The 25,852-nt window shown below is 72.7% G+C and carries 25 protein-coding genes and 1 pseudogene; 13 read left to right on the plus strand and 13 right to left on the minus strand.

The annotated features are described in order from the left end of the window. Position 1: 1 nt before the first annotated feature. Positions 2 to 373, minus strand: coding sequence for a VOC family protein (locus V8690_RS05175; RefSeq protein WP_338776127.1), 372 nt, complete (start codon positions 371 to 373; stop codon positions 2 to 4). A gap of 415 nt (positions 374 to 788) precedes the next feature. Further along, on the minus strand, positions 789 to 1,202 hold the full coding sequence (locus tag V8690_RS05180) for a roadblock/LC7 domain-containing protein (protein WP_338776128.1): 414 nt from the start codon (positions 1,200 to 1,202) through the stop codon (positions 789 to 791). A 104-nt stretch (positions 1,203 to 1,306) separates the two neighbouring features. Between V8690_RS05180 and V8690_RS05185 the strand changes: the two genes are divergently transcribed. Beyond that, on the plus strand, positions 1,307 to 1,735 hold the full coding sequence (locus V8690_RS05185; RefSeq protein WP_338776129.1) for a PPOX class F420-dependent oxidoreductase: 429 nt from the start codon (positions 1,307 to 1,309) through the stop codon (positions 1,733 to 1,735). A gap of 17 nt (positions 1,736 to 1,752) precedes the next feature. Here the strand turns inward: V8690_RS05185 and V8690_RS05190 are convergent, their stop codons facing one another. From V8690_RS05190 to V8690_RS05210, 5 genes are all read right to left on the minus strand, one after another. Beyond that, positions 1,753 to 2,358 (minus strand): ATP/GTP-binding protein, encoded by a 606-nt coding sequence (locus tag V8690_RS05190; RefSeq protein WP_338776130.1) that lies wholly within the window; start codon positions 2,356 to 2,358, stop codon positions 1,753 to 1,755. A 63-nt stretch (positions 2,359 to 2,421) separates the two neighbouring features. After that, positions 2,422 to 2,832, minus strand: coding sequence for a DUF742 domain-containing protein (locus V8690_RS05195; RefSeq protein WP_338776131.1), 411 nt, complete (start codon positions 2,830 to 2,832; stop codon positions 2,422 to 2,424). 22 nt (positions 2,833 to 2,854) lie between these two features. Then, entirely contained in the window at positions 2,855 to 3,292 is a 438-nt protein-coding gene (locus V8690_RS05200) for a roadblock/LC7 domain-containing protein (protein ID WP_338776132.1), read from the minus strand. Beyond that, positions 3,289 to 5,805, minus strand: a complete 2,517-nt coding sequence (locus V8690_RS05205; RefSeq protein WP_338776133.1) for a nitrate- and nitrite sensing domain-containing protein — start codon at positions 5,803 to 5,805, stop codon at positions 3,289 to 3,291. Before V8690_RS05205 ends, V8690_RS05200 begins: the two co-directional genes overlap by 4 nt. A 101-nt stretch (positions 5,806 to 5,906) precedes the next feature. Further along, positions 5,907 to 6,680: an MHYT domain-containing protein gene (locus V8690_RS05210; protein ID WP_338776134.1), complete on the minus strand. Its 774-nt coding sequence runs from the start codon at positions 6,678 to 6,680 to the stop codon at positions 5,907 to 5,909. 152 nt (positions 6,681 to 6,832) lie between these two features. Here V8690_RS05210 and V8690_RS05215 point away from each other — a divergent pair, with 152 nt between their 5' ends. Then, positions 6,833 to 7,432, plus strand: coding sequence for a class I SAM-dependent methyltransferase (locus V8690_RS05215; protein WP_338776135.1), 600 nt, complete (start codon positions 6,833 to 6,835; stop codon positions 7,430 to 7,432). A gap of 9 nt (positions 7,433 to 7,441) precedes the next feature. Here the strand turns inward: V8690_RS05215 and V8690_RS05220 are convergent, their stop codons facing one another. Beyond that, complete coding sequence (locus tag V8690_RS05220; protein ID WP_338776136.1) at positions 7,442 to 8,356, minus strand: oxygenase MpaB family protein; 915 nt, start codon at positions 8,354 to 8,356, stop codon at positions 7,442 to 7,444. 94 nt (positions 8,357 to 8,450) lie between these two features. On the opposite strand from V8690_RS05220, the gene V8690_RS05225 reads away from it, so the two are divergent. Both V8690_RS05225 and V8690_RS05230 read left to right on the plus strand, forming a co-directional pair. Beyond that, positions 8,451 to 8,747 carry a hypothetical protein gene (locus V8690_RS05225; RefSeq protein ID WP_338776137.1) on the plus strand — a complete coding sequence of 99 codons (297 nt, stop codon included), beginning with the start codon at positions 8,451 to 8,453 and terminating at the stop codon, positions 8,745 to 8,747. 136 nt (positions 8,748 to 8,883) lie between these two features. After that, positions 8,884 to 9,741 (plus strand): hypothetical protein, encoded by an 858-nt coding sequence (locus V8690_RS05230; protein WP_338776138.1) that lies wholly within the window; start codon positions 8,884 to 8,886, stop codon positions 9,739 to 9,741. A 37-nt stretch (positions 9,742 to 9,778) separates the two neighbouring features. On the opposite strand, the gene V8690_RS05235 is transcribed toward V8690_RS05230, so the two are convergent. Continuing rightward, complete coding sequence (locus V8690_RS05235; RefSeq protein ID WP_010040978.1) at positions 9,779 to 9,961, minus strand: hypothetical protein; 183 nt, start codon at positions 9,959 to 9,961, stop codon at positions 9,779 to 9,781. Positions 9,962 to 10,185: 224 nt separating this feature from the next. On the opposite strand from V8690_RS05235, the gene V8690_RS05240 reads away from it, so the two are divergent. Both V8690_RS05240 and V8690_RS05245 read left to right on the plus strand, forming a co-directional pair. Beyond that, positions 10,186 to 13,056, plus strand: a complete 2,871-nt coding sequence (locus V8690_RS05240) for a DEAD/DEAH box helicase (RefSeq protein WP_338785257.1) — start codon at positions 10,186 to 10,188, stop codon at positions 13,054 to 13,056. Further along, a complete protein-coding gene (locus V8690_RS05245; protein WP_338776139.1) occupies positions 13,053 to 14,336 on the plus strand; it encodes an SWF or SNF family helicase in 1,284 nt (427 codons plus the stop codon). Before V8690_RS05240 ends, V8690_RS05245 begins: the two co-directional genes overlap by 4 nt. On the opposite strand, the gene V8690_RS05250 is transcribed toward V8690_RS05245, so the two are convergent. Both V8690_RS05250 and xylA read right to left on the minus strand, forming a co-directional pair. Then, a complete protein-coding gene (locus tag V8690_RS05250) occupies positions 14,325 to 14,588 on the minus strand; it encodes a hypothetical protein (RefSeq protein WP_338776140.1) in 264 nt (87 codons plus the stop codon). The two genes, V8690_RS05245 and V8690_RS05250, sit on opposite strands and share 12 nt — an antisense overlap. 271 nt (positions 14,589 to 14,859) lie before the next feature. Continuing rightward, positions 14,860 to 16,026, minus strand: a complete 1,167-nt coding sequence (gene xylA, locus V8690_RS05255) for a xylose isomerase (RefSeq protein WP_338776141.1) — start codon at positions 16,024 to 16,026, stop codon at positions 14,860 to 14,862. Positions 16,027 to 16,142: 116 nt separating this feature from the next. Here xylA and xylB point away from each other — a divergent pair, with 116 nt between their 5' ends. From xylB to V8690_RS05285, 6 genes and pseudogenes are all read left to right on the plus strand, one after another. Then, positions 16,143 to 17,588 (plus strand): xylulokinase, encoded by a 1,446-nt coding sequence (gene xylB, locus V8690_RS05260; protein ID WP_338776142.1) that lies wholly within the window; start codon positions 16,143 to 16,145, stop codon positions 17,586 to 17,588. 14 nt (positions 17,589 to 17,602) lie between these two features. Then, positions 17,603 to 18,810: pseudogene (locus V8690_RS05265) on the plus strand (ROK family transcriptional regulator). 245 nt (positions 18,811 to 19,055) lie between these two features. Continuing rightward, complete coding sequence (locus V8690_RS05270) at positions 19,056 to 19,658, plus strand: N-acetylmuramoyl-L-alanine amidase (protein ID WP_338776143.1); 603 nt, start codon at positions 19,056 to 19,058, stop codon at positions 19,656 to 19,658. Between the two features lie 104 nt (positions 19,659 to 19,762). Beyond that, a complete protein-coding gene (locus V8690_RS05275; protein ID WP_338776144.1) occupies positions 19,763 to 20,158 on the plus strand; it encodes a luciferase family protein in 396 nt (131 codons plus the stop codon). Positions 20,159 to 20,161: 3 nt separating this feature from the next. Then, on the plus strand, positions 20,162 to 21,334 hold the full coding sequence (locus tag V8690_RS05280) for an NUDIX domain-containing protein (protein WP_338776145.1): 1,173 nt from the start codon (positions 20,162 to 20,164) through the stop codon (positions 21,332 to 21,334). 128 nt (positions 21,335 to 21,462) lie between these two features. Continuing rightward, positions 21,463 to 22,701 carry a phosphodiester glycosidase family protein gene (locus V8690_RS05285; RefSeq protein ID WP_338776146.1) on the plus strand — a complete coding sequence of 413 codons (1,239 nt, stop codon included), beginning with the start codon at positions 21,463 to 21,465 and terminating at the stop codon, positions 22,699 to 22,701. A gap of 2 nt (positions 22,702 to 22,703) precedes the next feature. On the opposite strand, the gene V8690_RS05290 is transcribed toward V8690_RS05285, so the two are convergent. Further along, positions 22,704 to 22,898: a hypothetical protein gene (locus tag V8690_RS05290; protein ID WP_338776147.1), complete on the minus strand. Its 195-nt coding sequence runs from the start codon at positions 22,896 to 22,898 to the stop codon at positions 22,704 to 22,706. A gap of 147 nt (positions 22,899 to 23,045) precedes the next feature. After that, on the minus strand, positions 23,046 to 23,909 hold the full coding sequence (locus tag V8690_RS05295) for a phosphatidylinositol-specific phospholipase C/glycerophosphodiester phosphodiesterase family protein (protein WP_338776148.1): 864 nt from the start codon (positions 23,907 to 23,909) through the stop codon (positions 23,046 to 23,048). Positions 23,910 to 24,149: 240 nt separating this feature from the next. Between V8690_RS05295 and V8690_RS05300 the strand changes: the two genes are divergently transcribed. Further along, the gene (locus V8690_RS05300; RefSeq protein WP_338776149.1) at positions 24,150 to 25,796 is read left to right on the plus strand and encodes an IS1182 family transposase; all 1,647 of its coding nucleotides are present in this window, start codon (positions 24,150 to 24,152) and stop codon (positions 25,794 to 25,796) included. The last annotated feature ends 56 nt before the right edge of the window (positions 25,797 to 25,852 follow it).

Below are 25,852 nucleotides of genomic sequence, written 5' to 3' on the forward strand. Positions count from 1 at the left end.
GTCAGGTTTCCTGGAGGACGGACAGCACGTTCTCCGCAGGATCGGTGAACCACGCGATCAGCGGGCCGCCGCCGCGGAAGATGCCCTTGTCGTCCGCCTTGAGGTGGTCGTAGCGCTCGAAACGCACCCCCCTTCTGCTCAGCTCGTCGACCGCCGCCTCGATGTCGTCGACGGGGAAGTTGAGGATGGTGTAGGTCGCCGGGGTGTGGTCCTGCTTCGGGTAGACCAGGATGTCCCGGTCCCCCGCGATGTGCAGGATCAGCATGCCGTGGTCTTCCGAGACGCGGAGTCCCAGCGTGTCGCCGTAGAACGTCCTGGCCGCTTCGATGTCGTCCACGGAGAACCCGCTGTACGCCCTTGTCGTACCGAACATGATCGCCTCCCGGACATAGTCTCCTCACAGGTCGGACCGGGACGCATCCGGAAACTCATCGCTCATCGGACGGACGGCAGGACGCGCGCCTCTGCGCCGGAGGAGGTGAGGGCCCCGTAGGCCGCCGGCCTCGGCGTGGGCTCCGTCGGCCTCCGCCTCCTTCGCCGGGAAGGGTCCGGATGAGCGGGATTCACGGCCAGATCGAACTCGCCCCGCCTGAGGTCGAGTTCGCGGGCGGCCCGGCTCGGGGCGCGGGTGAGGCGGTCGGGTTTCGCGATGGTGCCAGACATGGTCGGTCTCCCCCGTGGAGTCAGCGGCTCACTCCGTGTGCGGTCGCCGTGAAAAAACCGTAGCCGCTTCGGCGCACCTCGTGGTGAGCCTGTGGATAACTCCGCGGGGGTAACGAACGCGCAGGTCAGACGTCTGTGTCCGGTTTCCGTTCGGGCTGGCGCGCGTCGACGTCGAGGTGCTCGCCGACCCGGTTGACCAGGAGTGTCATCTCGTAGGCGATCTGGCCGATGTCGGCCTCCGCGCCGCTGAGGACGCACAGACAACTGCCCGTGCCGGCCGCGGTGACGAAGAGCACCGCGTCGTCGAACTCGATCATCGTCTGACGTACGCCGCCCGCGCCGAAGTGCCGTCCCGAGCCCTTGGCCAGGCTATGCAGTCCGGACGACACGGCCGCGAGGTGTTCCGCGTCCTCGCGGCGCAGTCCGGTACTCGCGCCTGTCACCAGGCCGTCGTTGGACAGGACGAGTGCGTGCCGCACTTCGTGAACGCGCTCGGTCAGGTCGTCCAGCAGCCAGTCCAGTCCCTGGTTCTGCGCCATGTTCCGATCTCCCCGTTTTCTCCCCGTGCGATTCTCCTCCTGGCCGGAGGATCTCCACGCCAGCCTTCCCCAGGACCGCTGCCGGGGCAAGGAGGATGGGAGCCATGGCAGAGAAGATGACCGACGCGCAATGGCGGGAGTTCGTTTCCCACGGCACCCGCACCGGAAAGCTCTCCACGGTCCGGGCCGACGGAAGCCCGCACGTGACCCCGATCTGGTTCGTCCTGGACGGCGACGAGCTGGTGTTCAACACCGGCAAGGACAGCGTGAAGGGGCGCAATCTCACCCGTGACGGCCGGGTCGCCCTGTGTGTGGACGACGACCGGCCGCCGTACTCCTTCGTGGTGCTGCGGGGCCACGCCCGCGTCTCGGAGGACCTCGACGAGATACGGCACTGGGCCACCCGCATCGGCGCCCGGTACATGGGCGAGGAGCGCGCCGAGGAGTTCGGCGCCCGCAACGGCGTCCCGGGCGAACTCCTCGTCCGTGTCGCCGTCGACAAGGTCCTGGCGGAGCGGGACGTAGCGGACTGACAGAGAAGCACCCCGCTTCAGCCGACCGAGTCGAGGAGCCGGGCGGTGTGCATCCGCCCGGCGTACTCGACGAGCCGGATCAGCACCTCCTTCCCCGAGTCGCGGTCCCGGGCGTCGCACAGCACCACGGGTGTGCCCCGGTCGAGGTCGAGGGCGCGCGAGACGTCCGGGGCTCCGTGCCGCCGGGCGCCCGCGAAGCAGTTGACGGCCACCACGAACGGGATGCGCCGGTGCTCGAAGTAGTCGACCGCGGGGAAGCAGTCCTCCAGGCGACGGGTGTCCGCGAGGACCACCGCGCCGAGCGCGCCTTGCGACAACTCGTCCCACAGGAACCAGAACCGGTCCTGGCCCGGCGTGCCGAACAGGTACAGGGAGAGGCCGGAGCGGATGGTGATGCGTCCGAAGTCCATGGCGACGGTCGTGGTGGTCTTGTGATCCACGCCGTCGGTGTCGTCCACCAACTGGCCGGCTTCGCTGAGCAGTTCCTCCGTGCGCAGCGGCCGGATCTCGCTGACGGCGCCCACCAGGGTGGTCTTGCCCACGCCGAACCCGCCGGCGACCAGTATCTTCAACGCCAGTGCGGAGGTCTCGCCGCCGGTGGCGTCGGAGTGCTCGGAGACCATTGATCACTTCTCTCGGGAGTGTCGGCAAGGGATGAGGTGAGTACGTGGGTGGTGTGCTGGCATCTACAGCGCCCTCAGTCCTGCGATCACCTCGCGCAGAATGCGCTCGTCGGGCAGCTGTGCCGGTGGCACGGGGCGGCTGACGGTGACGCAGCCGAGTTCCAGGAGGTCGCCGAGGAGGACCCTGACGACGCCCACGGGCAGGTCCGCGCCGGCGGCGAGTTCGGCGACCGACTGGGTCTCCGTACGGCACAGGTCGAGAAGCGTCCGGTGTTCCGGACCGAGCGGGACGTCGTCCACGCCGGGGGCGGCCGGGTCCAGCGTGACCAGGGCGATCAGGTCGAACCGCACGCCGGTGGGGCCGGGCCGGGTGCGTCCGCCCGTCATGGCATAGGGGCGGACGAGAGGGCCGGCCTCGTTGTCGTACCACTGGCTGCCCTGGTCGTGCGGGGTGCCGGTCATGTCCTCGGTCATCTGCGCGGACCGTTCTCTCTGTTCATCCGGCGGCGGGCGGCCGGGCGCCGACGCGGGGCGCCGTGCCGAGGTGCTCGCCGACGCGTTTGACCAGGCGTGCCATCTCGTAGGCCACGAGGCCGATGTCGGCGGTGACGGCGGTGAGGAGGGCGAGGCAGGATCCGTCGCCCGCCGCGGCCACGAACAGGAAGCCCTCGTCCATCTCCACCATGATCTGGCGGACACCGCCGGCGCCGAAGTGCCGCCCGGCTCCCTTGGCGAGGCTGTGGAAGCCCGAGGCGACCGCGGCGAGGTGTTCGGCGTCCTCGCGGCGGAGGTCGGTCGAGGCGCCCACGGCGAGGCCGTCGTTGGACAGCACCACGGCGTGCCGTAGCTCGCTCACGCGGAGCACCAGGTCGTCCAGCAGCCAGTCGAGTTCGCCGGAGCTCCGGGCGGAATGCGTGCTCGGGTCCTGGATCATGCGAGATCTCCTTCGCTGCTGTCGCTGCCCGTCGGGCCGGGAGTGGAGCCGGGCTTCCTGCCGCCGCCGCGCGTCCAGCCGTCGCGGTACGCCGCCATGCGGTCCCGGACGAGCTCGGGGGTGCGTTCGTCGTCCCGGGGCGCGGGCGAGGGCGGTGACTCCTCGGGGCGCCCGTTGCGCAGTTGGGGCGCGAGGCTGGCCTGCCGTACGCGACGCGGGAGGTCCTCGGAACCTTCTGGCTCCTGGGGTCGGTGCAGTCGCAAGGTGGCGACTCCTGGGGGTGGGGTGTGGCTCGTGTTCTCCGCGACGGCCGGGACGGGAGCCACCAGGGCGCGCCGGTCGGCCGGTGCCGGGACGGCGTCGGGGGCGGTGTCCTGACGCGGGATGTCGTCGGGCACGCGCGCGTGGGCGCGTTCCTCGGGCTGCCGCGCGTGCGCCGCTTCGCCCGGGGGACGTTCCGCCGCCCCGGTGTGCAGCAGGGCGGTGGGCACGAGGACGACCGCGGTGGTGCCGCCGTACGGGGAGGTCCTCAGGTGGACCTTGATGCCGTGCCGGGCGGCGAGTCTGCTGACCACGAACAGGCCGAGCCGGTCGCTGTCGAACAGGTCGAGCGCCTCGGACTGCTCGATGCGGCGGTTGGCCTCGGCAAGGGTCTCCTTGCCCATGCCGAGGCCGCGGTCCTCGACCTCGACGGCGTAGCCGTTGCCGACGGGTTCGCCGGTGACGCGCACGCGCGTGTGGGGCGGCGAGAACTGGGCGGCGTTCTCGATGATCTCGGCCAGGAGGTGCGTGAGGTCGGCCACGGCCGCGCCGACGACGGCTGCCTCGGGGAGTTGCCGTACCTCCACGCGCGCGTAGTCCTCCACTTCGGAGACGGCCGCGCGGACCACGTTGGTGAGGGAGACGGGCCTGCGCCAGGCCCGGCCGGGGGCCGCTCCGGAGAGGATGATCAGGCTCTCCGCGTGGCGCCGCATACGGGTGGTGAGGTGATCGAGACGGAAGAGGTCGCTCAGTTCGTTCGGGTCGTCGGAGCGGCGTTCCATGCTGTCGAGGAGGCTCAGCTGCCGGTGGACGAGGATCTGGCTGCGGCGAGCGAGGTTGACGAAGACGCCGGAGATGCCGCTGGCGAGTTCGGCGCGCTCGACGGCGGCCCGCAGCGCGGCCCGGTGGACGGTGCCGAGGGCCTCGGCGACCTGCCCGGTCTCATCCTCGGCGGCCGGTCCCGGCGGTGCCTCGGCGCGGACGTCGATCTCCTCGCCCGCGCGCAGCCTGCGCATGGCCTCGGGGAGTTTGCGCCGGGCGATCTCCAGGGCGCTGTTGCGCAGGCTCACGAGCTCCACCACGAGGCCGCGGCCGATGCGCACGGAGATGACGAGCGAGGCGGCGACGGCTGCGAGACCGAGCAGGACGGCCGCGCCGGCCGGGGTGAGCAGTCCCCGGGTGAACGGGTCGGCCCGCTCCGCGACGCCTCGTGCGGCATCCTCCTCGATCGTGCGCATACCGTTCTGCACGCGCGCGTGGGCGGTGTTCCAGGTGCTCTCGGGTACGGCCTCGATCGCCTTGGCGCCCGGCCCGCCGGCGAGTATCCCGTCCTCGGCATCGCTCAGTCCGGCGTAGGCGCTGCTGTCGGCGAGGGAGTTCCACGCGGAGCGTTCGGTGCCGCGCAGGTCGGCGACGGCCGACTCGGTCAGGGTGCGGCGCAGTTCGACGGCGCCGGTGAAGAGCCGGAGCCGCTCCCCGGTCAGGGTGCCGGACAGGCGGGCACTCGCCAGAAGCGCGTCCTCCCGGGCCAACGCCTCGCCCGCGCGGGAGAACTCGAGCAGCACGCGCGCGTCGGAGCCGAGGTCGGCGTCCTGGATGCCGGTGAGGGCACCGCCGACGCCGAGCGCCTCCGCGATGGTCCGGGTGTAGCGGTTGTATGTCTCGGCCCAGCCCGCGCGCCGGTCCCGCAGCTCGGTCCGCAGCGGACGCAGTTGTTCGGCACCGGTGACGAACGCCTCCAGCCGGCGGGCGACTCCGGCGGGCAGTTCCTCGCTGTCGGCGACGGTACTGGTCTCGCCGAGCCGCAGTTTCGCGACGGCCCGGTCGGTGCGCCGGGCGAGTTCGTCCAGCTCGTCGGTCCCGACGGCGGAGGGGTCGGTGGCGTGGCGTACGGCGGCCGCGCGTTCGGCCTGGAGGGCGGCGACCGCGGCGGAGACGGGGGCACGGACCATGGCGTCCACGCGCTGGACCTGCCGCAGCCGGGAGACGTCCTGGGCGGTGGTGACGGTGGCGTGGGCCCACAGGGCCAGGAGGGAGACGACCGGCACCATCAGCAGGCAGACGATCTTGGCGCGCACGGTGCGCGGGCGTATGTGCCAGCCCTCCGCACGCGTGGACGTTCCGTCCGGTGCGGCCCCCGAGGGCGCCTCGGCACCTTCGTCGGCCGGTGGTCCGGCGTGCGCGCGTCGACCGCGCACGGGCGGGGGCGGCGCCTCGGCGCCGGCCGTGGGGGTCCTACGGGGTGTACGCATGGACTCCTCGCTCGGGGGTGGTTCGGGGCGTGTCACCCCGGCTTCAGGGCGTGCCGTCCGGAGGGCGGCCCGGCGCCCGCCCGGCCCGGCCTCGGTCGCGGCTAACGGGCGACGTTCTCGACCGGCCGCTGGGCCGACGCGGACGCCTCACGTTCCCCTGCCGTCGGCGACAGCGCGACGAAGGCGGAAGTCAGGAAGAGGTAGGACCCGAGGCCGACGGCGAGGGGGAAGATAAATTGCATCGCCGTGGCCCCGGGCAGTGCCTCCCCGGAGGGCATCACGTGCACGCTCACCGCGAACATCCCGGTGTAGTGCATGCTGCTGACGGCCGCGCCCATGATCAGGGAGGCGATGGTGACCGCGACGGGCGACTTGATGTTGAGCGCCGCCCACAGGGCCGCCGTCGCGGCGACGACGGCGATCAGGACGGAGAGCCCGACGAGCACCGGGTCATAGCTCACGTCGCCGTGCAGGCGGACGGCCGCCATGCCCAGGTAGTGCATGCTCGCCACGCCGAGGCCGGTGGTGAGTCCGCCGATCAGCAGGGCCCGGCCGCGGTCCCGGCTGTAGCCGACGGCGAAGACGCCGGCGCAGACGACGACCATGGCGACGAGCAGGCTCAGCAGGGTGAGCGGCACGTCGTAGCGGATATCGGTGCCGGCGACGCTGAAACCGAGCATGGCCACGAAGTGCATGGTCCAGATGCCGGTGCCGATCGCCGAGGCGGCGGTGACGAGCCAGTTGCGGCGCGAGCGCCCTGTGGCGGCGAGCGCGCGGACGGTGCAGCGCAGCCCGAGGGCGGCGCCTATGCAGGCCATCACGTACGACAGCGCGGGGGTCAGCCACCCCAGGGCGGCGTGGTCCAGGTGTCCCATGGGTCCGGGACGCTAGACCCGGCAGGGGCGTGCGAAGGGGGCGCATTTCGAAAGGTGTTGGAATATGACGCAAGGATGTACCGGAACGACCGGGTCGCGCTCGAACGTGTGCACTGAGGCGTCATCCGTGCCGGTGAGGAATCATGCCGTACATGAGCGACGACCAGACGCGTGTCCAGGAGTTCTTCACCGCCCGCGCCGCCGACTGGGACAGCCGGTTCCCCGACGACGGTCCGGCCTACACGGCCGCGGTCGCCGAGCTCGGGCTGCGCCCGGGCGACCGCGTGCTCGACGCGGGGTGTGGCACCGGACGCGCCCTGCCGCCGCTGCGTGCCGCCGTGGGGCCCTCGGGAGTGGTGCTCGGGGCCGATCTGACCCCGGCCATGCTGCGGGAGGCCGTGCGGGCCGGACGGGACCGTGACGGAGCGTTGCTGCTCACGGACGTCGCCGCGCTGCCGCTGCGCTCACGCTCGCTGGACGCCGTGTTCGGGGCGGGCCTGATCTCGCACCTGCCGAGTCCGGCCGAGAACCTGCGCGAGCTGGCGCGCGTGGTGCGTCCCGGTGGTGTGCTGGCGCTGTTCCACCCGATCGGCAGGGCGGCCCTGGCCGCGCGCCACGGCCGCCCGCTCACCCCGGACGACCTGCGCGCCGAACCCAACCTCCGGCCGCTGCTGGCCGCTTCGGGGTGGCGCATGACGTCGTATGTCGACGAGGACTCCCGCTTCCTGGCGCTCGCCACCCGCGAGGACTGAGCGGCCGCGTCACCCGGCCGCGTCACCGGCCTCGGCGTCCGACGCCGCCACGTGCCGCACGGGACAGCCCCGGACGCCCGGGACCGGGCGCGTGCCCAGGTCGTCGAGCCGGTAGCCGTACGGGTAGCCCTTGATCTCCCAGTTCTGCCGGGCGAAGTGCGGGGCGCGCCGGGGCGGCAGAAGGCGGACGGCCCGGCCCCGCAGCCGTACAGCGCGACGCACCCACGCGCGCGTGGCCGCACTCGGCGGGGTGTAGCGGAAGGCCCGCAGCAGCGAGTCGTCGAGCAGCGCGAGGGTCGTGGTGCGCAGCAGCGGGGCGAGCGGGCGCGGGTACCAGGAGGACATCAGGTCGAGCGTGGCGTCCGAGACCCGCCGGGCCTCCTCGTCCCAGGCGAAGTGGGTCGCCTCGTAGCCGTCGAGGCAGGTCTCGAACTCCTCGTAGGTCTCGGGGATGTCCTTGATGCCCATGTGCCGGCCCAGCGTGCGGTAGTGGACGACACCGGCGACGATCTCGTGGCGCGACATCCTGCGCCACCCGTAGGCGTCGATCCACCGTTTGGGCACCACGACGAACGTGCAGAGCACGTAGCGCATGTCGTCGTTGCTGATGTCGTAGCTGCGGTGCATCTGGTTGATGCGGCGGATCGCGGTCCTGCCCTGGTCGCTGCCGAAGCCGTGCTCGACCACGGCGTCCAGGAGCAGCGCCGTGTCGTCGTAGCGCTTCTGCGTCCGCTCCGTGAGCTCCGCGGTCTCGGCGAGCAGCCGGCCGATGCTCGGGACGGCGTAGGTGCGGTACAGGGCCAGCTCCAGGGCACGGGTGAAGTCCCAGGGGAACTCGTACGCCACGCTCAGCCGGTAGATCTCCGTAGCCTCTCGGTACGGGTCCATCCGCCGGATCTGTTCCAGCCGTGCGAAGCGCTCCACAGTACCCTCCCCCTTATGTCACCGGAGATCCAACTCTACGTCGGAGTCCGGGAGATGACAGGCGGGACAGCCGTACAGGGGAAAGGTGGTCAGCATGTGGGGCAAGGTCCGGAAGGCCGGAGGCAGAGTCGCTCATGCCATGCGCACGGAGCCGAAGGCCGACGGGGACAAACGTCCACACAATCTTTTCGAGGCGGCCGCTGCCTACGTCACGGCGAGCGCGGAGGACGACCAGGAGCGGGCCGACGAGGCGGCCGGCTGGGTGTCGCCCGAGGCGCTGTCGTTCGGGGTGAACGAGCTGGCCTGCCGGGCCGTCATCGCGCTCGCGCGGGAACGCGGCGAACCGCCCCGTGCCGTGGCCCGCGAGCTGCTGGGGCTGCCGGCGGAGTGACGCGCCCGGCACGGACGGCCGATTCGCCCTTGTCCGCCGGAAAGCGGCAGCTCCGAGTGTGCTCGCGGGGCCGTGACAAGCGGCTTCCGCGCACACTAGGGTGCGCGCCGGTGGACGAAGCGATGGGGAGGCTGGGATGGCCGGGACGGACGAGGACACCGTCGCCGCCGCGGACGACGCGCTCTATGTGCTCACGGCGGTGCTGCTGACGCCGGCGCAGTTCCCGAGCGTGCTGGGCGACGACTATCCGGAGGCGTGCGCGGCGCTCGGCCTCGCGCCGCTCGCCGACGGGTACGGGCTGGTGCTCGGCCAGGACGGCGACGGCGCCCGGTGGACCGTGGTCATCGACGACGTCTCCCTGGTGGCCGTCGCGATCGCGTCCTGGGACTGCGGGATGGAGTACGAGCTGTCGCCCGACGAGCGCACGGTCGTCGCGGCCCTGCCCGGCTGGCCCCTCGCGGTCGCCGTCGCGGCGCCCGGGGTGCCCGCGCCGCACGATCCCGGCCCGGAGGCCGCCGACCGGCCCCCGCTGACCCCGCCGGACACCGCCGCCTGGGGCCCGGCCCAGCGGCGCCTGGGCGCCGACGAGATCGCGCTTCAGTGGGCGATGTGGCGGGAGCAGGTCGACGACTCGGCCTTCCGTGCACCGGGGTCCTCGGCGACACCGGGCGACGCAGGCGCGGCGGCCGACCGTCCGGGCGGAGGCGGGGGGAACGGGCAGCAGGGCCACAGCGGCATCAGGCGCGTCCTCGCGGAGGCCCGCGCCTACATCGACTCGCCGCCGCCGCTGGGCCGGGTCCGGTCGTCGTTCGCGCCGGGTGACGCGCGCACCCTGCGGGCCGACGGTCCCGGCTGGTCGCTCGTGGCCAGGACCGACGACATCGCCTTCGTGCTGCTGGACGAGGAACCCGGCGAGGTCCTGCCGGTGGGCCGGGGTCCGGAACTGCCGGGTCTCCTAAAGGCCCTCGACAAGATGGCCGTACGGCCGAACTGAGCCGGTGCGGCCTTGGGCCGCGCCGGTCATCAGCGCGTCAACGGCCCAGTTCCTTGCGGGTGGCGCGGCGCAGCCTGCGCCGCTGCGAGGGGTCCAGCGTGAGATACGCGGCGGCCGGGACTCCCAGGATGATCAGGAGCGATGCCCACCAGGGCAGCCAGATCAACAGGATGAGCCCGACTGCCACACCGCCTGCGGCGATCTTGGCGTTCTTGGACATGATGTCGCCTCCTTCGCGGCCACTGCCGCTCTCTGTCTCGAAAACGGGCCCGCGCTTGCGGCAGTTCCGGACCGCGACCCTGAGACATCCCTGAGGCGCGCCCCCTAGGCACCCCTGAGACCTCTATGGTGACCCACCTCACAGCCAAGTCATACCCCAGAGGGTGCGGGAGGTGCTGTACCCTCGGCGACTCCGACTCACTAGTCAAATTTGAGGAACCAGCCATAGCCGAGCATCAGACTCCCCCGGCACCCTCCTCCGACTCCGAACTGGCCCACTGCCGCACCGCGTTCCTGCCCGGCGACCCGGCCCGCACGGGCAGCGTCGCCTTCTGGCGGCCGGAGGGCAAGCCCCCTCCGGCAACGGCGTCGGCGTCCGTCGCGGACCTGACCGTCGTCGTGCCCGGCGTCGACGGGGTCGAGCCGCAGAGCGTGCCCGCCCTCCTGGTGCCGGTGCGCACCGCCCTGCCGGTCCTCATACGCGCGCGTACCGGCGCGCAGGGGCACCGGGCCACCCTGTTCTGGGGCGCGGCGGCGGCGCACGCCCTGCACTTCGTGGCTCGCGGACTGCTGCTGCCGGGACTGTCCCCGGGCGACCACGACGCCTGGCGCACGGGCCCGTTGCGCGCCCAGGACGTCGAGGCCGTGCGCCGCCTCGCCGCCGCCATGCCGCCCGAGGCACACGCCGTGCCACTGCCGGGCGCCGGGCTGTTGCGGCTGCCCGACCCGGAGCGGCTCCTGCGCGCCTTCCTCGACGCGGTCGCCGACACCCTGCCCCGCTCCCCCGCCGCGCCCCTGGTCACCGGCGGCCCCGCCTACGCGTCGCCCGAGCCGGTGCGTCTGCCCGAGCAGCGCGCGTGGGCCGCCGATGTCGCCGCGGGCCACGACGCCGGGGTGCGGCTGTCGCTGCGGATCGAGGCGGACGGCCTGACGGACGCGGCAGACTCGGCGGACGACGACGCGGACGTGACGTTCCGGGCCGTGCTCCAGGTGCACAGCGTGAGCGATCCCGCGCTCGTCGCGGACGCCGCGGACGTCTGGGCCGGCACCGGGGGCGAGGCCTTCGGCCCGCGCGCGCGGATGGACGCACTGCTCGCCCTGCGCCGCGCGGCCCGGGCCTGGACCCCGCTCACGCCCCTGCTGTCGGCGACCGTGCCGGACGCGGTCGAGCTCGCCGACGAGGAGGTCACCGAGCTGCTCGGCGCGGGCGCCCGGGCACTGGCGGCGGCCGGAGTCGACGTGCACTGGCCGAAGGGACTGACCCGCGAGCTCACCACGCGCGCGGAGGTGGGCCCTTCCGATGACGAGACGGACTCCGGCGAGGCCTTCGCCGCCATGCCGTCGTTCCTGTCCGCCGACGCGCTGCTCGCCTTCGACTGGTCGGTCGCCCTGGGCGACCGGCGGCTGAGCGGCGAAGAGCTGGACCGGCTCGCCGAGGCCAAGCGCCCTGTGGTGCGGCTGCGTGACCAGTGGGTCCTGATCGACCCGCAGGAGGTACGCCTGGCCCGCTCCCGGCAGGACCACAAGGTCACGCCGGTGGACGCACTGAGCGCGGCCCTGACGGGCTGGGCGGAGGTGGACGGCCGCCGGGTCGGGGTGCGGCCCACCGGGTGGCTGGCGGCCCTGCGGGAGCGGCTCGCGGATCCCGAGGCGCAGCAGCCCGTGGAGCAGCCGGCCGCCCTCGCGGCCACCCTGCGGGACTACCAGCGGCGCGGCCTGAACTGGCTCGCCGGCATGACCTCGCTGGGCCTCGGCTGCTGCCTCGCCGACGACATGGGGCTCGGCAAGACGGTCACGCTGATCGCCCTGCACCTGCACCGGCAGACCGACGCCGGGTCCGCCGGGCCCACCCTGGTGGTCTGCCCGACGTCCTTGATGGGCAACTGGCAGCGGGAGATCGAGCGGTTCGCGCCCGGCACCCCGGTGCGGCGCTTCCACGGCGCGCGGCGCAGCCTCGACGGCCTGGCCGACGGGGAGTTCGTGCTCACCACGTACGGCACGATGCGGCTGGACGCGCCCCGGCTCGCCGGGGTGCCGTGGGGCATGCTGGTGACGGACGAGGCCCAGCACCTGAAGAACCCGCACTCCTCGACCGCGCGGGAACTGCGTTCCATCGGCGCACGCGCGCGCGTGGCGCTCACCGGCACCCCGGTGGAGAACAACCTGTCGGAACTGTGGGCGATCCTCGACTGGACCACTCCGGGGCTGCTGGGCAGGCTCGGCACCTTCCGCAGGAGATACGCGGAGGCCGTCGAGGGCGGTCAGGACCCGGCCGCCGCGGACCGGCTGGCCCGGCTCGTACGGCCGTTCCTGCTCCGCCGCCGCAAGTCGGATCCGGGGATCGCGCCCGAGCTGCCGCCGAAGACGGAGACCGATCACGCCGTGTCGCTCACCCAGGAGCAGGCAGGCCTGTACGAGGCCGTGGTGCGCGAGGCGCTCGCGGAGATCTCCGGCGCCGACAGCATGGCGCGACGCGGATTGATCGTGAAACTGCTGACCGGCCTCAAGCAGGTCTGCAACCACCCGGCGCAGTACCTCAAGGAGGAGCGGCCGGTGATCGCCGGACGCTCGGGGAAGCTGGAGCTGCTGGACGAACTGCTCGACACGATGCTCGCCGAGGAGGCGGGCGTGCTGGTCTTCACGCAGTACGTGCAGATGGCCCGCCTCCTCGAACGGCACCTTGCCGCCCGCGGCACGCCCTCGCAGTTCCTCCACGGCGGGACGCCCGTCGCGCAGCGCGAGGCCATGGTGCGGCGCTTCCAGGCCGGCGAAGCGCCCGTGTTCCTGCTGTCGTTGAAAGCGGCGGGCACCGGCCTGAACCTCACCCGGGCCGAGCACGTCGTGCACTACGACCGCTGGTGGAACCCGGCCGTCGAGGCCCAGGCGACCGACCGCGCCTACCGCATCGGCCAGACCCGGCCCGTGCAGGTGCACCGGATCGTCGCCGAGGGAACCATCGAGGACCGCATCGCCGAACTGCTGGCCCGCAAGCGAAAGCTGGCGGACGCCGTCCTGGGCTCCGGGGAGGCCGCCCTCACGGAGCTGACGGACGCGGAACTGGCGGATCTGGTCGAACTGCGAGGGGGCCTGCGATGACTCGGTACGACGGTGACACGGAGCGCACGTTCGCCGCGCTGCCGCCCGCGCGCGGGCGGGGCTTCGCACAGACCTGGTGGGGCCAGGCCTGGCTGAAGGCCCTGGAGGACACGGCATTGGACTCGGCGCAGCTCAAGACGGGCCGCCGGCTCGCGCGCGCGGGAGCGGTCGGCGCGGTGTCGGTGCGCCCGGGGCGGCTCACGGCCGTCGTCCAGGACAGCGACCGCACCGCGCACCGGGCCGACGTCCTGCTGGAGGAGCTCTCGCCCGGCCAGTGGGACCGCTTCCTGGACATGACCCTGGAGCGGGCCGGTCATGTGGCGGCGCTGCTGGACCGTGAGATGCCGCCGCACCTGGTCGAGGACGCGGCGGCCGCGGGCGTCGAACTGCTGCCGGGCCTGGGCGATCTGGAGCCGGAGTGCGGCTGCGGAGCCTGGGACCACTGCGGGCACACGGCGGCGCTCTGCTACCAGGTGGCGCGACTGCTGGACCAGGACCCGTTCGTCCTGTTGCTGATGCGGGGACGTGACGAAGCCACGCTGGTGAACGATCTCCAGTCGCGCAGCGGCGGGTCCGTCACGGAGCGTTCCGACGAGGAGGGCCTGGACGCGGCCGAGGCGTACGCGGCCGGTGACATCCTGCCCCCGCTGCCACCCCTGCCCGAACTCCCCGACGAGCCGGGGGTGCCGCCGTCCCTGGACACCGAGACGCCGCCCGCTCCGGGCATCGACCCGGCCGCGCTGGAGTTCCTGGCCGCGCGGACCGCCGTACAGGCCCACCGCCTGCTCGCGGAGTCACTCCGGGACACGGACGAACGGCTCGCTTCCAGCACGGACTTGACGGTTTCGCAAGACGCCGTACGGCTCGCCGCGGGTGAACCCGGGCGGGAGGCGGCGGACCGTCTCGCCGACGGGTCGGGGCGGGGCCGGGAGGGGCTGGCGGCGGCGGTCCGTGCCTGGCGCCACGGCGGTACGGCCGCGTTGTCCGTGCTCGACGAGGAGTGGAAGGTGGAGGGCGAGACGCTCGCACACGCGCGTGCCGCCCTGGAGTCGGCCTGGGACACGGACGAGCGGCCGGAACTGCGGGCGCGGGGCAACCGCTGGACGATTGTCGGCGCACCGGTCCAGCTGCGCCTCGGCCGGGACGGCCTGTGGTGGCCGTACCGCAAGGAGCGCGGCCGGTGGCTGCCCGCGGGAGGCGCCGCGCAGGATCCGGCGACGGCACTGACGTCGGCGGAGCTCGCCGCCGGAGACGGAGCCGCTGGGGGGTCAGGGCAGTAGCTCGCCGGTGTCCAGGGACGGCAGGAGCGATTCGGGGCCGCTCGGCAGATCGCTCGGCAGCCGGCTCGGAAAGCCCGACGGCAGCCGGGTCGGCAGCTTGCTGGGCAACGCGGTGGGCAGCTCCGTGGGGATGCCGAAGGACGGAGCGGGAGTGGGGCTCGTGCTCTCGGCGGGCGGCTCCTGGTCCGGCGAGTCGTCGCTTCCCCGGGCCATCAGCACCACGAGGGACACGGCTGCGAGGGCCACGAGCACGGCTAGCAGGATGAGCAGGGGATTCCGGCGACGGGGAGGCCCGGGCGGATGAGGCGGTACGGGCGGCATGGCCATACCGACCAGCGTCGCCGCACGCCGCTCAAGGCGGGAGGGGCAAACGGAAGTTGAGACGGGCTCATGGCGTGGATCGCATGATTCCGGAGCATTCCAGGCGGAGAGCCGGTCAGCCGCACAACCGCGACCGACCGGCACACCCGTCGGCCGGTCACTCACCCCCTGGCCGGCCAACGTCCCGCCCGCGCGCGTGCGGTCAGCCGCGTGCCCCCAGCAAATGGTCCATCGCCAGCTGGTCCAGACGCTCGAAGGCCATGCCGCGGGCGGCGGCCGCCTCGACGTCGAACGCCTCGAAGGCCGACCGGTCGGCGAGCAGGGCCTGGAGACCGTCCGCGGCGGTCGGCTGGGCCAGCTCGTCCAGGCGGGCCGCGCTCAGGGCCTCCTGAACCTCCGGGTCGGCGCGGAACGCGGTGGCGCGCTCCTTGAGGATGAGGTAGTTGCGCATGCAGCCGGCCGCCGAGGCCCACACCCCGTCGAGGTCCTCGGTCCGCGGCGGCTTGAAGTCGAAGTGCCGCGGGCCGGTGTAGCCGGCCGACTCCAGCAGGTCGACCAGCCAGAACGCGGCGCGCAGGTCGCCGGCGCCGAAGCGCAGGTCCTGGTCGTACTTGATGCCGGACTGGCCGTTGAGGTCGATGTGGAACAGCTTGCCCGCCCACAGCGCCTGCGCGATGCCGTGCGGGAAGTTCAGCCCGGCCATCTGCTCGTGCCCCACCTCGGGGTTGACGCCGTACAGCTCCGGACGCTCCAGGCGCTCGATGAACGCCAGGGCGTGGCCGACGGTCGGCAGCAGGATGTCGCCGCGCGGCTCGTTCGGCTTGGGCTCGATCGCGAAGCGCAGGTCGTAGCCCTGGGAGGTGACGTACTCGCCGAGCAGGTCGAAGGCCTCCTTCATCCGGTCCAGGGCCGCACGGACGTCCTTTGCGGCGCCCGACTCGGCACCCTCCCGGCCGCCCCAGGCCACGTACACCTGGGCGCCGAGCTCGACGGCGAGGTCGATGTTGCGGATGGTCTTGCGCAGCGCGTAGCGGCGCACGTCGCGGTCGTTGGCGGTGAACGCGCCGTCCTTGAAGACCGGGTGCGTGAAGAGGTTGGTGGTGGCCATCGGGACCTTCATGCCCGTGGCGTCCAGGGCCTGCCGGAAGCGCTTGACGTGGGCCTCGCGCTCGGTGTCGCTCGAGCCGAACGGGATCAGGTCGTCGTCGTGGAAGGTGACGCCGTGGGCGCCGAGCTCGGCCAGTCGCTGCACCGTCTCGACCGGGTCGAGGGCACGCCGCGTGGCGTCGCCGAAGGGATCCCGTCCCTGCCAGCCGACGGTCCACAGTCCGAAGGTGAACTTGTCCTCGGGGGTGGGCTGGTAGCTCATGCCGCGGCTCCTTGCTCGCTGAGGCTATTTCGTCATGCCGATTTACAAATTAGTATGCGAGCACCTTCCTGGGAAGAGACAAGGTGTCTCGGGACGAGAGCAGAGGGAGAAACCCGATGTCAGCAGCCGAGGGTCCGCTCGTCGTCGGCGTGGACTCGTCCACCCAGTCCACCAAGGCGCTGGTCGTCGACGCGGCCACCGGCCGGGTCGTCGCGACCGGCCAGGCGCCGCACACCGTCTCCTCGGGGGCCGGGCGGGAGAGCGATCCGCGCCAGTGGTGGGACGCGTTGTGCGAGGCCCTGCGCCAGTGCGGCGAGGCGGCGCACGAGGCCGCCGCGGTGTCGGTCGGCGGGCAGCAGCACGGCCTGGTCACCCTGGACGACCGGGGCGAGCCGGTGCGGCCCGCCCTGCTGTGGAACGACGTGCGCTCGGCGCCGCAGGCGCGCCGGCTGACCGAGGAACTGGGCGGCGCGAAGTTCTGGGCCGAGCGCACCGGGCTCGTCCCCGCCGCCTCCTTCACGGTCACCAAGTGGGCCTGGCTGTCCGTGCACGAGCCGGAGGCGGCGCGCGCCACGAAGGCCGTGCGCCTCCCCCACGACTACCTCACCGAGCGGCTCACCGGGCAGGGCACGACCGACCGCGGTGACGCCTCCGGGACGGGCTGGTGGGCGTCCGGGACGGAGTCGTACGACGAGGAGATCCTGGCGCACGTGGGGCTCGATCCGGCCCTGCTGCCCCGTGTGGTCCGGCCCGGCGAGGTGGCGGGCACGGTGCGCGACAGCCATGATCTGCCGTTCTCCAAGGGCACCCTGGTCGCGCCCGGCACCGGCGACAACGCCGCGGCCGCGCTCGGCCTCGGGCTGCGTCCGGGTGTGCCGGTGATGAGCCTCGGCACCTCGGGCACGGTGTACGCGGTGTCGCAGCGGCGGCCCGCCGACCCGAGCGGCACGGTGGCCGGTTTCGCCGACGCCCGCGGCGACTGGCTGCCGCTGGCGTGCACCCTGAACTGCACACTCGCCGTGGACCGCGTCGCGACGCTGCTGGGGCTGGACCGCGAGGCCGTCGAGCCCGGCACGGCCGTGACACTGCTGCCCTACCTGGACGGCGAGCGCACCCCGAACCTGCCGCACGCCTCCGGTCTGCTGCACGGCCTGCGCCACGACACGACCGCCGGCCAGCTGCTCCAGGCCGCCTACGACGGTGCCGTCCACTCCCTGCTCGGCGCCCTCGACCTGGTCCTGGACCAGGACGCGGACCCTTCGGCGCCCCTGCTGCTGATCGGCGGCGGTGCCCGGGGCGCGGCCTGGCAGCAGACCGTACGGCGACTGTCGGGGCGCCCCGTGCAGGTACCGGAGGCCAAGGAGCTGGTGGCGCTCGGGGCCGCCGCGCAGGCGGCCGGGGTGCTGACCGGGGAGGACCCGGCGGCGGTCGCCCGGCGCTGGAACACGGCGGCCGGGCCGGTGCTCGACGCCGTCGAGCGGGACGAGGAGACGCTGGCCAGGATCGCCGGGGTACTCTCCGACGCGGCTTTGCTGCTGGAGCGGCCCACGGACACCCACTGAGGACTGGCGCAGGCATGACCGCACCACTGCACGAGGCCCGTCCGGCCGGGCCGGGACGGGCCCTGCCGGACACCCAGCAGGGCATGCGCCGCCGCAACCTCGCCCGGGTCCTGCACGCCGTCCGTGCCGAGGGGCCGCTGTCCCGGGCCGCCGTCGCCTCACGGATCGGCCTGACCCGGGCGGCGGTGTCGACGCTCGTCGACGAACTCATCCGCTCGGGGCTGCTGGAGGAGCTGGGGCCCGAACGGCCCGGCCGGGTGGGCCGCCCCGGCTCCGCGCTCGCGCTGAGCGGACGCGGCCCGGCGGGGATCGGCGCGGAGGTCGGCGTCGACCATCTCGCGGTCTGTGCCGTGGACCTGCGCGGCAGGACCCGGTCGCGGGCGATACGCCAGGGCGCGAACCGCGGCCGCTCCCCGAGCCCGTGCTGGCCGAACTCACCGAACTCATCGGCCGGGTCGTCACCGAGGCGGAGGGCGAGGGCCTGTGGCCGGCCGGTCTCGCCGTGGCCGTTCCCGGTCTGGTGGCGCGCGACGCCCGGACCGTCGTACGCGCCCCGAACCTCGGCTGGCAGGACACGGACCTCGGTGACCTGCTGCCGGCGGAGCTCCCGCTGACCGTGGACAACGAGGCCAACTTCGGCGCGCTCGCCGAACTCTGGCTCGGCGACGGCACGCCGCGCGACTTCCTGCACGTGTCGGCGGAGATCGGCATCGGTGCGGCGGTCGTGGTGGACGGCGGACTGCTGCGCGGCACCCGCGGTTTCGCGGGCGAGTTGGGGCACGTGCCGGTCCAGCCGGACGGGCCGGAGTGCGCGTGCGGCGGGCGCGGGTGCCTGGAGCAGTACGCCGGCGAGGAGGCGGTGCTGCGCGCGGCCGGTCTGGAGCCGGACGAGGACCGGGTCGGACTGCTGGCGGGGCGCGCGGCGGAGGGCGACGAAGACGTACGTCGTGCCCTGCGCGCCGCGGGCACCGCGCTCGGAGTCGCCCTGACCGGGGCGGTCAACCTGCTCGATCCGGAGAGCGTGGTGCTGGGCGGGGAACTGTCCGGGCTGGCGCCGTGGCTGCTGCCGTCGTTGCGGGACGAGTTGGCGCGCCGCACGGCGGGGCCGGCCTGTCCCGTGTCCGTGTCCCGGCTGGGTCCTCAGGGTCCGCTGCTGGGGGCCGCGCACTCGGTCGTGCGGGCGGTGCTGGACGATCCGGCCACGGTTGCCGAGCGGGCCTGACGCCGAAACCCGAAGGCGGGGCATGCGCGGTACGCAGCTCGGGGCCGACTCATGAAGTCCGTCAATCACCCGATCGGGTGAGCGAGTTATCCACATTTCCACGCCCCTCCACCAAAGAGCATCGCCTCCTTCGGGCCGACCGGCAGGCGCCGTAACTTGATCCACGCGGGCCGCGACCACAACGGCCGCGGCTCCGAGCAGCTGAGCAAGTGACAACCGCCGTCGAGCCCGGAAGGCACACACGCATGGCACGGACAACCCCCTTCCCCAGCAGGCGAGGCCTCCTCATGGGCGCCGCCCTCACCGCCGTCCCGTACGCCCTGTTCCCCGACGCACGGGCCAGCGCCCGGCCCCAAGCCGTCGATCACCCCGGAGCCGCGTGGCACCCGGCGAGCCGCAGCAACTACACGCCGTCGAACCGCCCCCGCGCCCACCCGTTGCGCTACGTGGTCATCCACGTAGCGCAGACGACCTACTCCGGCACGCTGTCCGTCTTCCGGAACCCCAGGAACAAGGTGTCCGCGCACTATGTGGTGCGCTCGTCCGACGGGCACGTGGCGCAGTGCGTGCGCGAGGCCGACATCGCGTGGCACGCGGGGAACTGGGACTACAACACCCGCAGCATCGGCATCGAGCACGAGGGCTGGGTGGAGCGGCCGTCGTACTTCACCGACGCGATGTACGAGCGGTCGGCCCGGCTCACCGCGGCGATCTGTGCGAGGTACGGCATCCCCAGGAACCGGGCGCACATCATCGGCCACCACGAGGTGCCGGGCAGCGACCACACCGACCCGGGCCGCCACTGGGACTGGAAGCGCTATATGAGACTGGTCAAGAACTCCGCCTGAGAACAGGGCTTTTCCCCACGCCGGCCTCCGGCACCCACCTCACGTCCCGGTTACAAAACGCTCAACCACTGGTTGCGGCACGGTAAGCACGCAACGATGGGAGCATGACTCTGGCCCAGCGCGCCCTGGAGCGTTTGCAGGCCTGGCCCGACCTGATGGCGGGCCCGGCGAGTTGCGGCACCGGACGGGCGCTCCGTTCCGTCCGTGACGAGATCGTCCACTTCCACTCGGCACGGGACGTGGACCTCCACCTCACCCGCCGGGCCATCCAGCGCTTCCACTACGACCTCGCCGGTTCGAGCGCGATCCACCTGGTTCCCGGATCGTGCTGGGTGACGGTCCACCTCGACTGCGAGGCGGACGTCGACCTGTTGCTGAGCTTGGTGAGCATCGCCCTCAAGGCCCACCAGACCCGGCCCACCGGCGAGGAGCCGCGGCCGACCGGCTGCAACTTCCACCGTGTCACGGTACTTCCGCGCGACGCCGCGGCGGGCGGCTGAGCCTTGGCGACCCGACCGGAGGCCGTCAACGCCGAGGCCTGGCGCACGTACGGAGAACACCACCTGCGTCGTGGCACGGCGCTGCCCGAGGTGGCGCGGATCGACTGGGGGTTCGAGGGCGCGGGGCCGGGGGTCGAGGTGCTCGGGGAGCTGGCGGGCCGGCGCGTGCTGGACCTCGGGTGCGGTCCGGCCCGGCACGCCGCCCATCTGGTCCGTGCTCATGGCGCGCTCGTGGACGCCGTCGACTCCTCGGCCGGGCAGTACGAACGGGCACGCGCCCGCTACGGCTCCCTGCCCGGGCTGCGTCTGGTCCTGGCCGATGCGGTGGAGCATCTGCACTCCGCGGAGCCGTACGACGTCATCTACTCGGTCAACGCCGTGCCGTACATCGACCCGCACCGGCTGCTGCCCGCCCTGGCGGCGGCGCTCAAGCCGGGCGGCAGGCTCTGCTTCACCGTGCTGCACACCAACTCGCACGGTGACGGACCGTCGGACGAGGTCGTCTCCCGGCCGGAGATCCTGCGGCTGGCCGGCGGCGGGGACGTCACCGTCCAAATGTGGGTCCTCGACCCGGAGCTCTGGAGGGCCCTGCTCGCCGAGCACGGGCTGCGGGTGGAGCAGGTCGACGTCCTCGACACGCCGCAGGACGGCAACCACGCGTCGTACCGGCTCTTCCGGGTGACACGGCCCGTCCGTGTCTCCTCCCGGCCGCGCACCGCCAAGCCGCCGGTGGCCCACGCCGCGCTCGGGGTCGGCGCCGTCCTGCACGGGCCCCGCGGACTGCTCCTGGGCCGGCACCGGCACCGGACGTGGGAGCTGCCCGGCGGGACGGTGGAGCCCGGGGAGTCGTTGCGGGAGGCGGTCGTGCGCGAACTCGGCGAGGAGACGGGGGTCGACGCCCGGCCGGAGGACGTCCGGTTGCTGGGGACGCTCCTCGACGACGCCGGAGGTGTCGTACGGGTGACGGTGGCCGCCCAGGTCACCGCCTGGCGGGGAGAGCCGTCGGACCAGCCCGGGGAGAGCGTGGGCCGCTGGCGCTGGTTCGCCCTGGACCGGCTGCCGGAGGAGCTGTTCGTGTGCAGCGCGCAGGCCCTCACCGCCTGGCGGCCGGGTCTGCCGATCGACCACGCGCCCGCTCACTTCACGCCGTACGACACCCGACCAGGTGACAGCTGAGGTACCCAGAGGGGTGCGATTTTTCAGCCGTTCCCGCGTAGTCGGCGCTCTGCCACCCTGCCGGTTCTCGTGGTCTGGTGCACTGCCTCTGAGGGCCAGAACGGTTGACGAGGCATCAGGGGGCACGGGTGACAGGTCGTCGCAGGCGACGGGGAGCAGGCAGAGCGGTACTGGCGTTTCTCACGGCGTTCGGCGCGCTGGCCGGTGCGGCCCTGGCGGGGGCGGCTCCGGCCGGCGCCGTCCAGAAGGGCGGACGAGTCGCGCCGGGTGTCACGTACGAGGAGTTCGACATCAAGGCGGCCAGGGGGGTGACGCACGCGCACGTGCTGAAGGTGGACCTGGGCCATCCGCAGGTGCGGGTCGACCTGCTGCATCCCGGAGCGGTGGCCTCGCGCGCGCAGGTCTCCCGGATGGCCGACGCCCAAGGGGCCGTCGCCGGTGTCAACGGCGACTTCTTCAACATCACCGAGGCGCAGCATCCGGGCGTCGAGGCGACCGGTGCGAGCGTGGGTCCGGCGATCGCGGCCGGGCGGACGCTCAAGGCGGCCGTGCCCAACGGCCAGCGTTTCGGGCCCGCGCTCCCGCCCGGCACGACCACCGAGGACGTGTTCGGCGTCGGCACCGACGGAGTGGCGCGGCTGGACCGGCTGGCCCTGGACGGCTCGGTCCGCACGGCCGAGGCGCAGGTACCGCTGGGCGGGCTCAACCAGTACGCGCTGCCGGTGGGTTCGGTCGGTGCGTTCACCTCCGACTGGGGCAGCGTCTCCCGGGTGCGCGCCACGTGCGGCACGGACACGGACCGGGCCGCACCCTGCAGTACGGACACCTACGAGGTGACGGTCCGCGACGGCAAGGTCGTGTCAGCCGCCGACACACCCGGCAGCGGTCCCATCGCCGCGGGCACCACCGTGCTGGTCGGCCGGGAGGCCGGGGCCCAGCGGTTGCGGAAGTTGTCCACCGGCGAGGCGGTCGAGGTCGAGCACCGACTCGTGGCGGCCACGGACGGCGCCGCCTACCGCCTCGCCCTCGGCGGCTACCCGGTCCTGACGGGCGGGCGGCCGTTGCCGGGTCTGGACGACACGACGCCGGCCGTCCGTACGGCCGTGGGGATCGCCGACGGCGGACGGCGCATGCTGCTGCTCGCACTGGACGGCGCCGCCGCCTACCGCAGCGGCATGACGATCGCCGAAGTGGCCGACACCATGCGGAAGCTGGGCTCGAACGACGCGTTCAGCCTGGACGGCGGCGGGTCGTCGACGCTGGTCGCCCGGAAGGCGGGCGCGAACACCGTCTCGGTGCGCAACCACCCCAGCGGCGGCGCCGAACGCGCCGTTCCGAACGGCATCGGCGTGTTCTCGGGGACGTGAGGTCAGGGCCGCAGACCGCTGACGATGTCCGCCGTCGCCGTGAGGCCGCTGTGGATGGTGGGGGCGACGCTGGTGCTCGCCAGGTAGAAGCCGAGCAGCAGGCAGACCAGCGCATGGGAGACCTTCAGCCCGCCGTTGCGCAGGAAGATCACCGCCAGGATCGCGAGCAGCAGCACCACAGAGATGGAAATGGCCATCGTCGACTCCTCCGCCACGCCGCCATGTCTGGTTCACGGCGTTCGGCCGTAAGTGTGGCGTAGCGGAGGGTTCATCCGGGCGGCAGACCTGTCCGCCGAACGTGTGGTGTCCTACGGATCCCACGCGTCCACCGTGTCGTACGCGTTCTACGCCGCCCGCCGGGCGTCCAGGAACGCCTCGAGCCCGGCGAGGTCGTCGGTGTTGAGGTAGTCGACGTCCGCGGCGAGCAGTTCGGCCCACAGCGCCTCCCGGGCGGGCCCGGCCAGGTCCGGGGTCGCCCAGAACCGCACCTTCTGCCCCCGCTTGTGCGCGGCCCTGACGATACCCAGCAGCTTCTCCCGCTCGGCGTCCGGGAACGCGCCCACGCCCTGCCAGGTGAAGTTGAGCGTCCAGTTGTCGCTGATCAGCGGAATGAAGGAGGCCGGCGCCTGGCTGCCGAGGTCGGCGAGCCGGCCGTCGTAGAAGGCGCGCCGGACGGTCTGGGCCTCCATGGGGGCACGGGCCGCGCGGTCGCCGGAGATGACGGCGGTGACCGGGCCGGGGAGGACGCGGCCGTGGGCGTACGTGGTGAACAGGTGCCGGTAGCGCCTGAGGTGGCGGTCGAGTTCCAGGTACGTCGTCGAACCCTCGGTCTTGATGTCGATGAGCAGTTGCAGCGACCCGCGGTACCCCCGGTAGACGCGGCCGCGGTTGGCCCGCACGCGCGCGGCGAGCGGGTCGAGGTAGAGGGACTCCAGCGTGCGGGCCGGGTCGAGATCCTCCGGGTCGTGGGCGACGAGGAGCTGGTCGCCGACGAGGTAGATGTCGGCTTCGACGCTGCCGAACCGGTGGTCCAGGGCGTCGAACAGGGGACGCGGGTGCTCGTAGTCGTTGTGGGCGTGGGCGCGCCACAACGGGCGGGGCCCGTACCGCCGTTCGCCGGCGAGCGCGTGGGTGGCGGGGAGGGCGACCGAGCCCGCGAGGGCGGCGCCGAGGGTGGTGAGGGCTCTGCGACGGGTGGTGAGGTCCATGCTCTGCCTCCCTGGAAGTGCCGTACGGGAACCCTGCGAGTATGGGCTTCCGGCAGGGCCAAGGAGCAGGGCCTTGCGGGGAGTTGGCCGGAGTGCCGTCGTGCGTTCACTTCGCCGGAGCGGGGCACGGAAAAGCCCGCCCCTGGTGGACGCTGTTGGTAAATAGGGTGCGGGCGTGACGACGGCCTGTATGACCCCGTTGGGGTTGTGCAGGCCGTCGTCATGTTGAGGGGTAGTTCGGTGTCGTTGCGTGGGGTGGATCTGGGGGAGATCCCGGAGGAGACCGCTCGGCTGGCACATGCGGTGTTCCCGAAGGGCTGCCTGGTGATGCGGGTGCGGGACGTGCTCGGGCCGGTGTTCTCGGATGCCGATTTCGAGGAACTTTTCCCGGCCCGGGGGCGGCCGGTGGTGTCTCCGGCCCGGCTCGCGCTGGTGTCGGTGTTGCAGTTCGCTGAGGGGCTGACCGACCGGCAGGCCGCGCACGCAGTCCGCTCGCGTCTGGACTGGAAGTACGCCCTTTCGCTGGAACTGGCCGACACCGGATTCGACTTCTCGGTACTCAGCGAGTTTCGTGCCCGGCTGGTCGACGGCGAGGCCGGCCAGCTGGTGTTCGATGCCGTACTCCGGGCGGCCGGCGAGGCAGGGCTGGTCAAGGCTGGCAAGCGGCAGCGCACGGATGCCACCCACGTGCTGGCCGCAACGAGAGATCTGAACCGGCTGGAATTCGTGGTCGAGACCCTGCGGGCGGCCCTGAACCACGTAGCGGAGGAGGCCGGGGACTGGCTGGTGACGGTGTCGGCGCCGGAGTGGTTCGACCGCTACTCGGCCAGGCCGGAGGACAGTCGCTTCGCGTCCCGGTGGGCGGCCCGCGTCGAACACGCCGACCAGTGCGGGACCGACGGCATGACGCTGCTGAAGGCCATCTGGTCGGCCACGTCACCGCCCGCGTTGCGAAGCCTGCCCGCGGTGGAGTTCCTGCGGCAGACCTGGGTGCAACAGTTCCACCACGTCGAGGACACCGTGCGCTGGCGCGGGGCGAAGGACCTCCCGCCGGGCCTGATCCGCTTACGGACCCCCTACGAGCCCGAGGCCCGCACTGGTTCGAAACGGGACCTGGGCTGGTCTGGTTACAAAGTCCACCTCAGCGAGACCTGCGAGCCCGATGCCCCGCATCTGATCACCCACGTTCGCACCACGCCGGCGCCGGTCAACGACGTCCTTGTCCTGGAGGACATCCACACCGCGCTGGCTGAACGGGGCCTGCTGCCGGACGAGCACCTGGTGGACGCCGGATACGTCGACGCCGAACAGATCCACCACGCCCGCCGCGATCACGGCATCGAACTGGTCGGCCCGGTCAAGTCCACCACCGTGAAGGGACAGGCGACCGGAGACATCTTCGACAACACCCACTTCACCATCGACTGGGACCAGCGCCGGGCCGTCTGCCCCGGCGGACAGACCAACGTCGTCTGGCGGGAAGAGCAGAGCCAGTGGGGCGCCCCGGTCACCCGGATCCGCTTCGCCGCCCGGCACTGCGACCCCTGTGAACTGAGGACCTCGTGCACCAGCTCCAGGACCGGCCGCAATCTGACCCTGAGACCGAAGACCGAACACGACATCCTTCAACAGGCCCGTATCGAGCAGGACGCCGACCAGTGGCGCCGCCGCTACGGACACCGAGCCGGCGTCGAGGGCACGATCTCACAGGGCGTCCAGGCGTTCGGCCTGCGCAGATCCCGCTACCGCGGCCTCGCCAAGACCCGATTGCAGCACCACTTCACCGGCGCCGCCGTCAACTTCGCCCGCATCGATGCCTGGCTCACCGGCAAACCACTCGCCAAGACCCGCATTTCACCCTTCGCAGCACTCCGCCCCGCTGGATGAGTCCAGCGGGGCGGAATTAACCAACAGCGTCCTGGTGGGACGGGCCTTTCTCCGGC

The organism is Streptomyces sp. DG1A-41 (assembly GCF_037055355.1).
GTDB lineage: Bacteria > Actinomycetota > Actinomycetes > Streptomycetales > Streptomycetaceae > Streptomyces.

Coding starts and splice junctions, on each gene's coding strand:
- V8690_RS05295 (WP_338776148.1), bottom strand. CDS start 23,909: ATGGACCTCACCACCCGTCGCAGAGCCCTCACCACCCTCGGCGCCGCC.
- V8690_RS05200 (WP_338776132.1), bottom strand. CDS start 3,292: ATGATCCAGGACCCGAGCACGCATTCCGCCCGGAGCTCCGGCGAACTC.
- V8690_RS05225 (WP_338776137.1), top strand. CDS start 8,451: ATGTGGGGCAAGGTCCGGAAGGCCGGAGGCAGAGTCGCTCATGCCATG.
- V8690_RS05215 (WP_338776135.1), top strand. CDS start 6,833: ATGAGCGACGACCAGACGCGTGTCCAGGAGTTCTTCACCGCCCGCGCC.
- V8690_RS05290 (WP_338776147.1), bottom strand. CDS start 22,898: ATGGCCATTTCCATCTCTGTGGTGCTGCTGCTCGCGATCCTGGCGGTG.
- V8690_RS05180 (WP_338776128.1), bottom strand. CDS start 1,202: ATGGCGCAGAACCAGGGACTGGACTGGCTGCTGGACGACCTGACCGAG.
- V8690_RS05195 (WP_338776131.1), bottom strand. CDS start 2,832: ATGACCGAGGACATGACCGGCACCCCGCACGACCAGGGCAGCCAGTGG.
- V8690_RS05270 (WP_338776143.1), top strand. CDS start 19,056: ATGGCACGGACAACCCCCTTCCCCAGCAGGCGAGGCCTCCTCATGGGC.
- V8690_RS05275 (WP_338776144.1), top strand. CDS start 19,763: ATGACTCTGGCCCAGCGCGCCCTGGAGCGTTTGCAGGCCTGGCCCGAC.
- V8690_RS05230 (WP_338776138.1), top strand. CDS start 8,884: ATGGCCGGGACGGACGAGGACACCGTCGCCGCCGCGGACGACGCGCTC.
- V8690_RS05210 (WP_338776134.1), bottom strand. CDS start 6,680: ATGGGACACCTGGACCACGCCGCCCTGGGGTGGCTGACCCCCGCGCTG.
- V8690_RS05175 (WP_338776127.1), bottom strand. CDS start 373: ATGTTCGGTACGACAAGGGCGTACAGCGGGTTCTCCGTGGACGACATC.
- xylB (WP_338776142.1), top strand. CDS start 16,143: ATGTCAGCAGCCGAGGGTCCGCTCGTCGTCGGCGTGGACTCGTCCACC.
- V8690_RS05205 (WP_338776133.1), bottom strand. CDS start 5,805: ATGCGTACACCCCGTAGGACCCCCACGGCCGGCGCCGAGGCGCCGCCC.
- V8690_RS05235 (WP_010040978.1), bottom strand. CDS start 9,961: ATGTCCAAGAACGCCAAGATCGCCGCAGGCGGTGTGGCAGTCGGGCTC.
- V8690_RS05190 (WP_338776130.1), bottom strand. CDS start 2,358: ATGGTCTCCGAGCACTCCGACGCCACCGGCGGCGAGACCTCCGCACTG.
- xylA (WP_338776141.1), bottom strand. CDS start 16,026: ATGAGCTACCAGCCCACCCCCGAGGACAAGTTCACCTTCGGACTGTGG.
- V8690_RS05245 (WP_338776139.1), top strand. CDS start 13,053: ATGACTCGGTACGACGGTGACACGGAGCGCACGTTCGCCGCGCTGCCG.
- V8690_RS05185 (WP_338776129.1), top strand. CDS start 1,307: ATGGCAGAGAAGATGACCGACGCGCAATGGCGGGAGTTCGTTTCCCAC.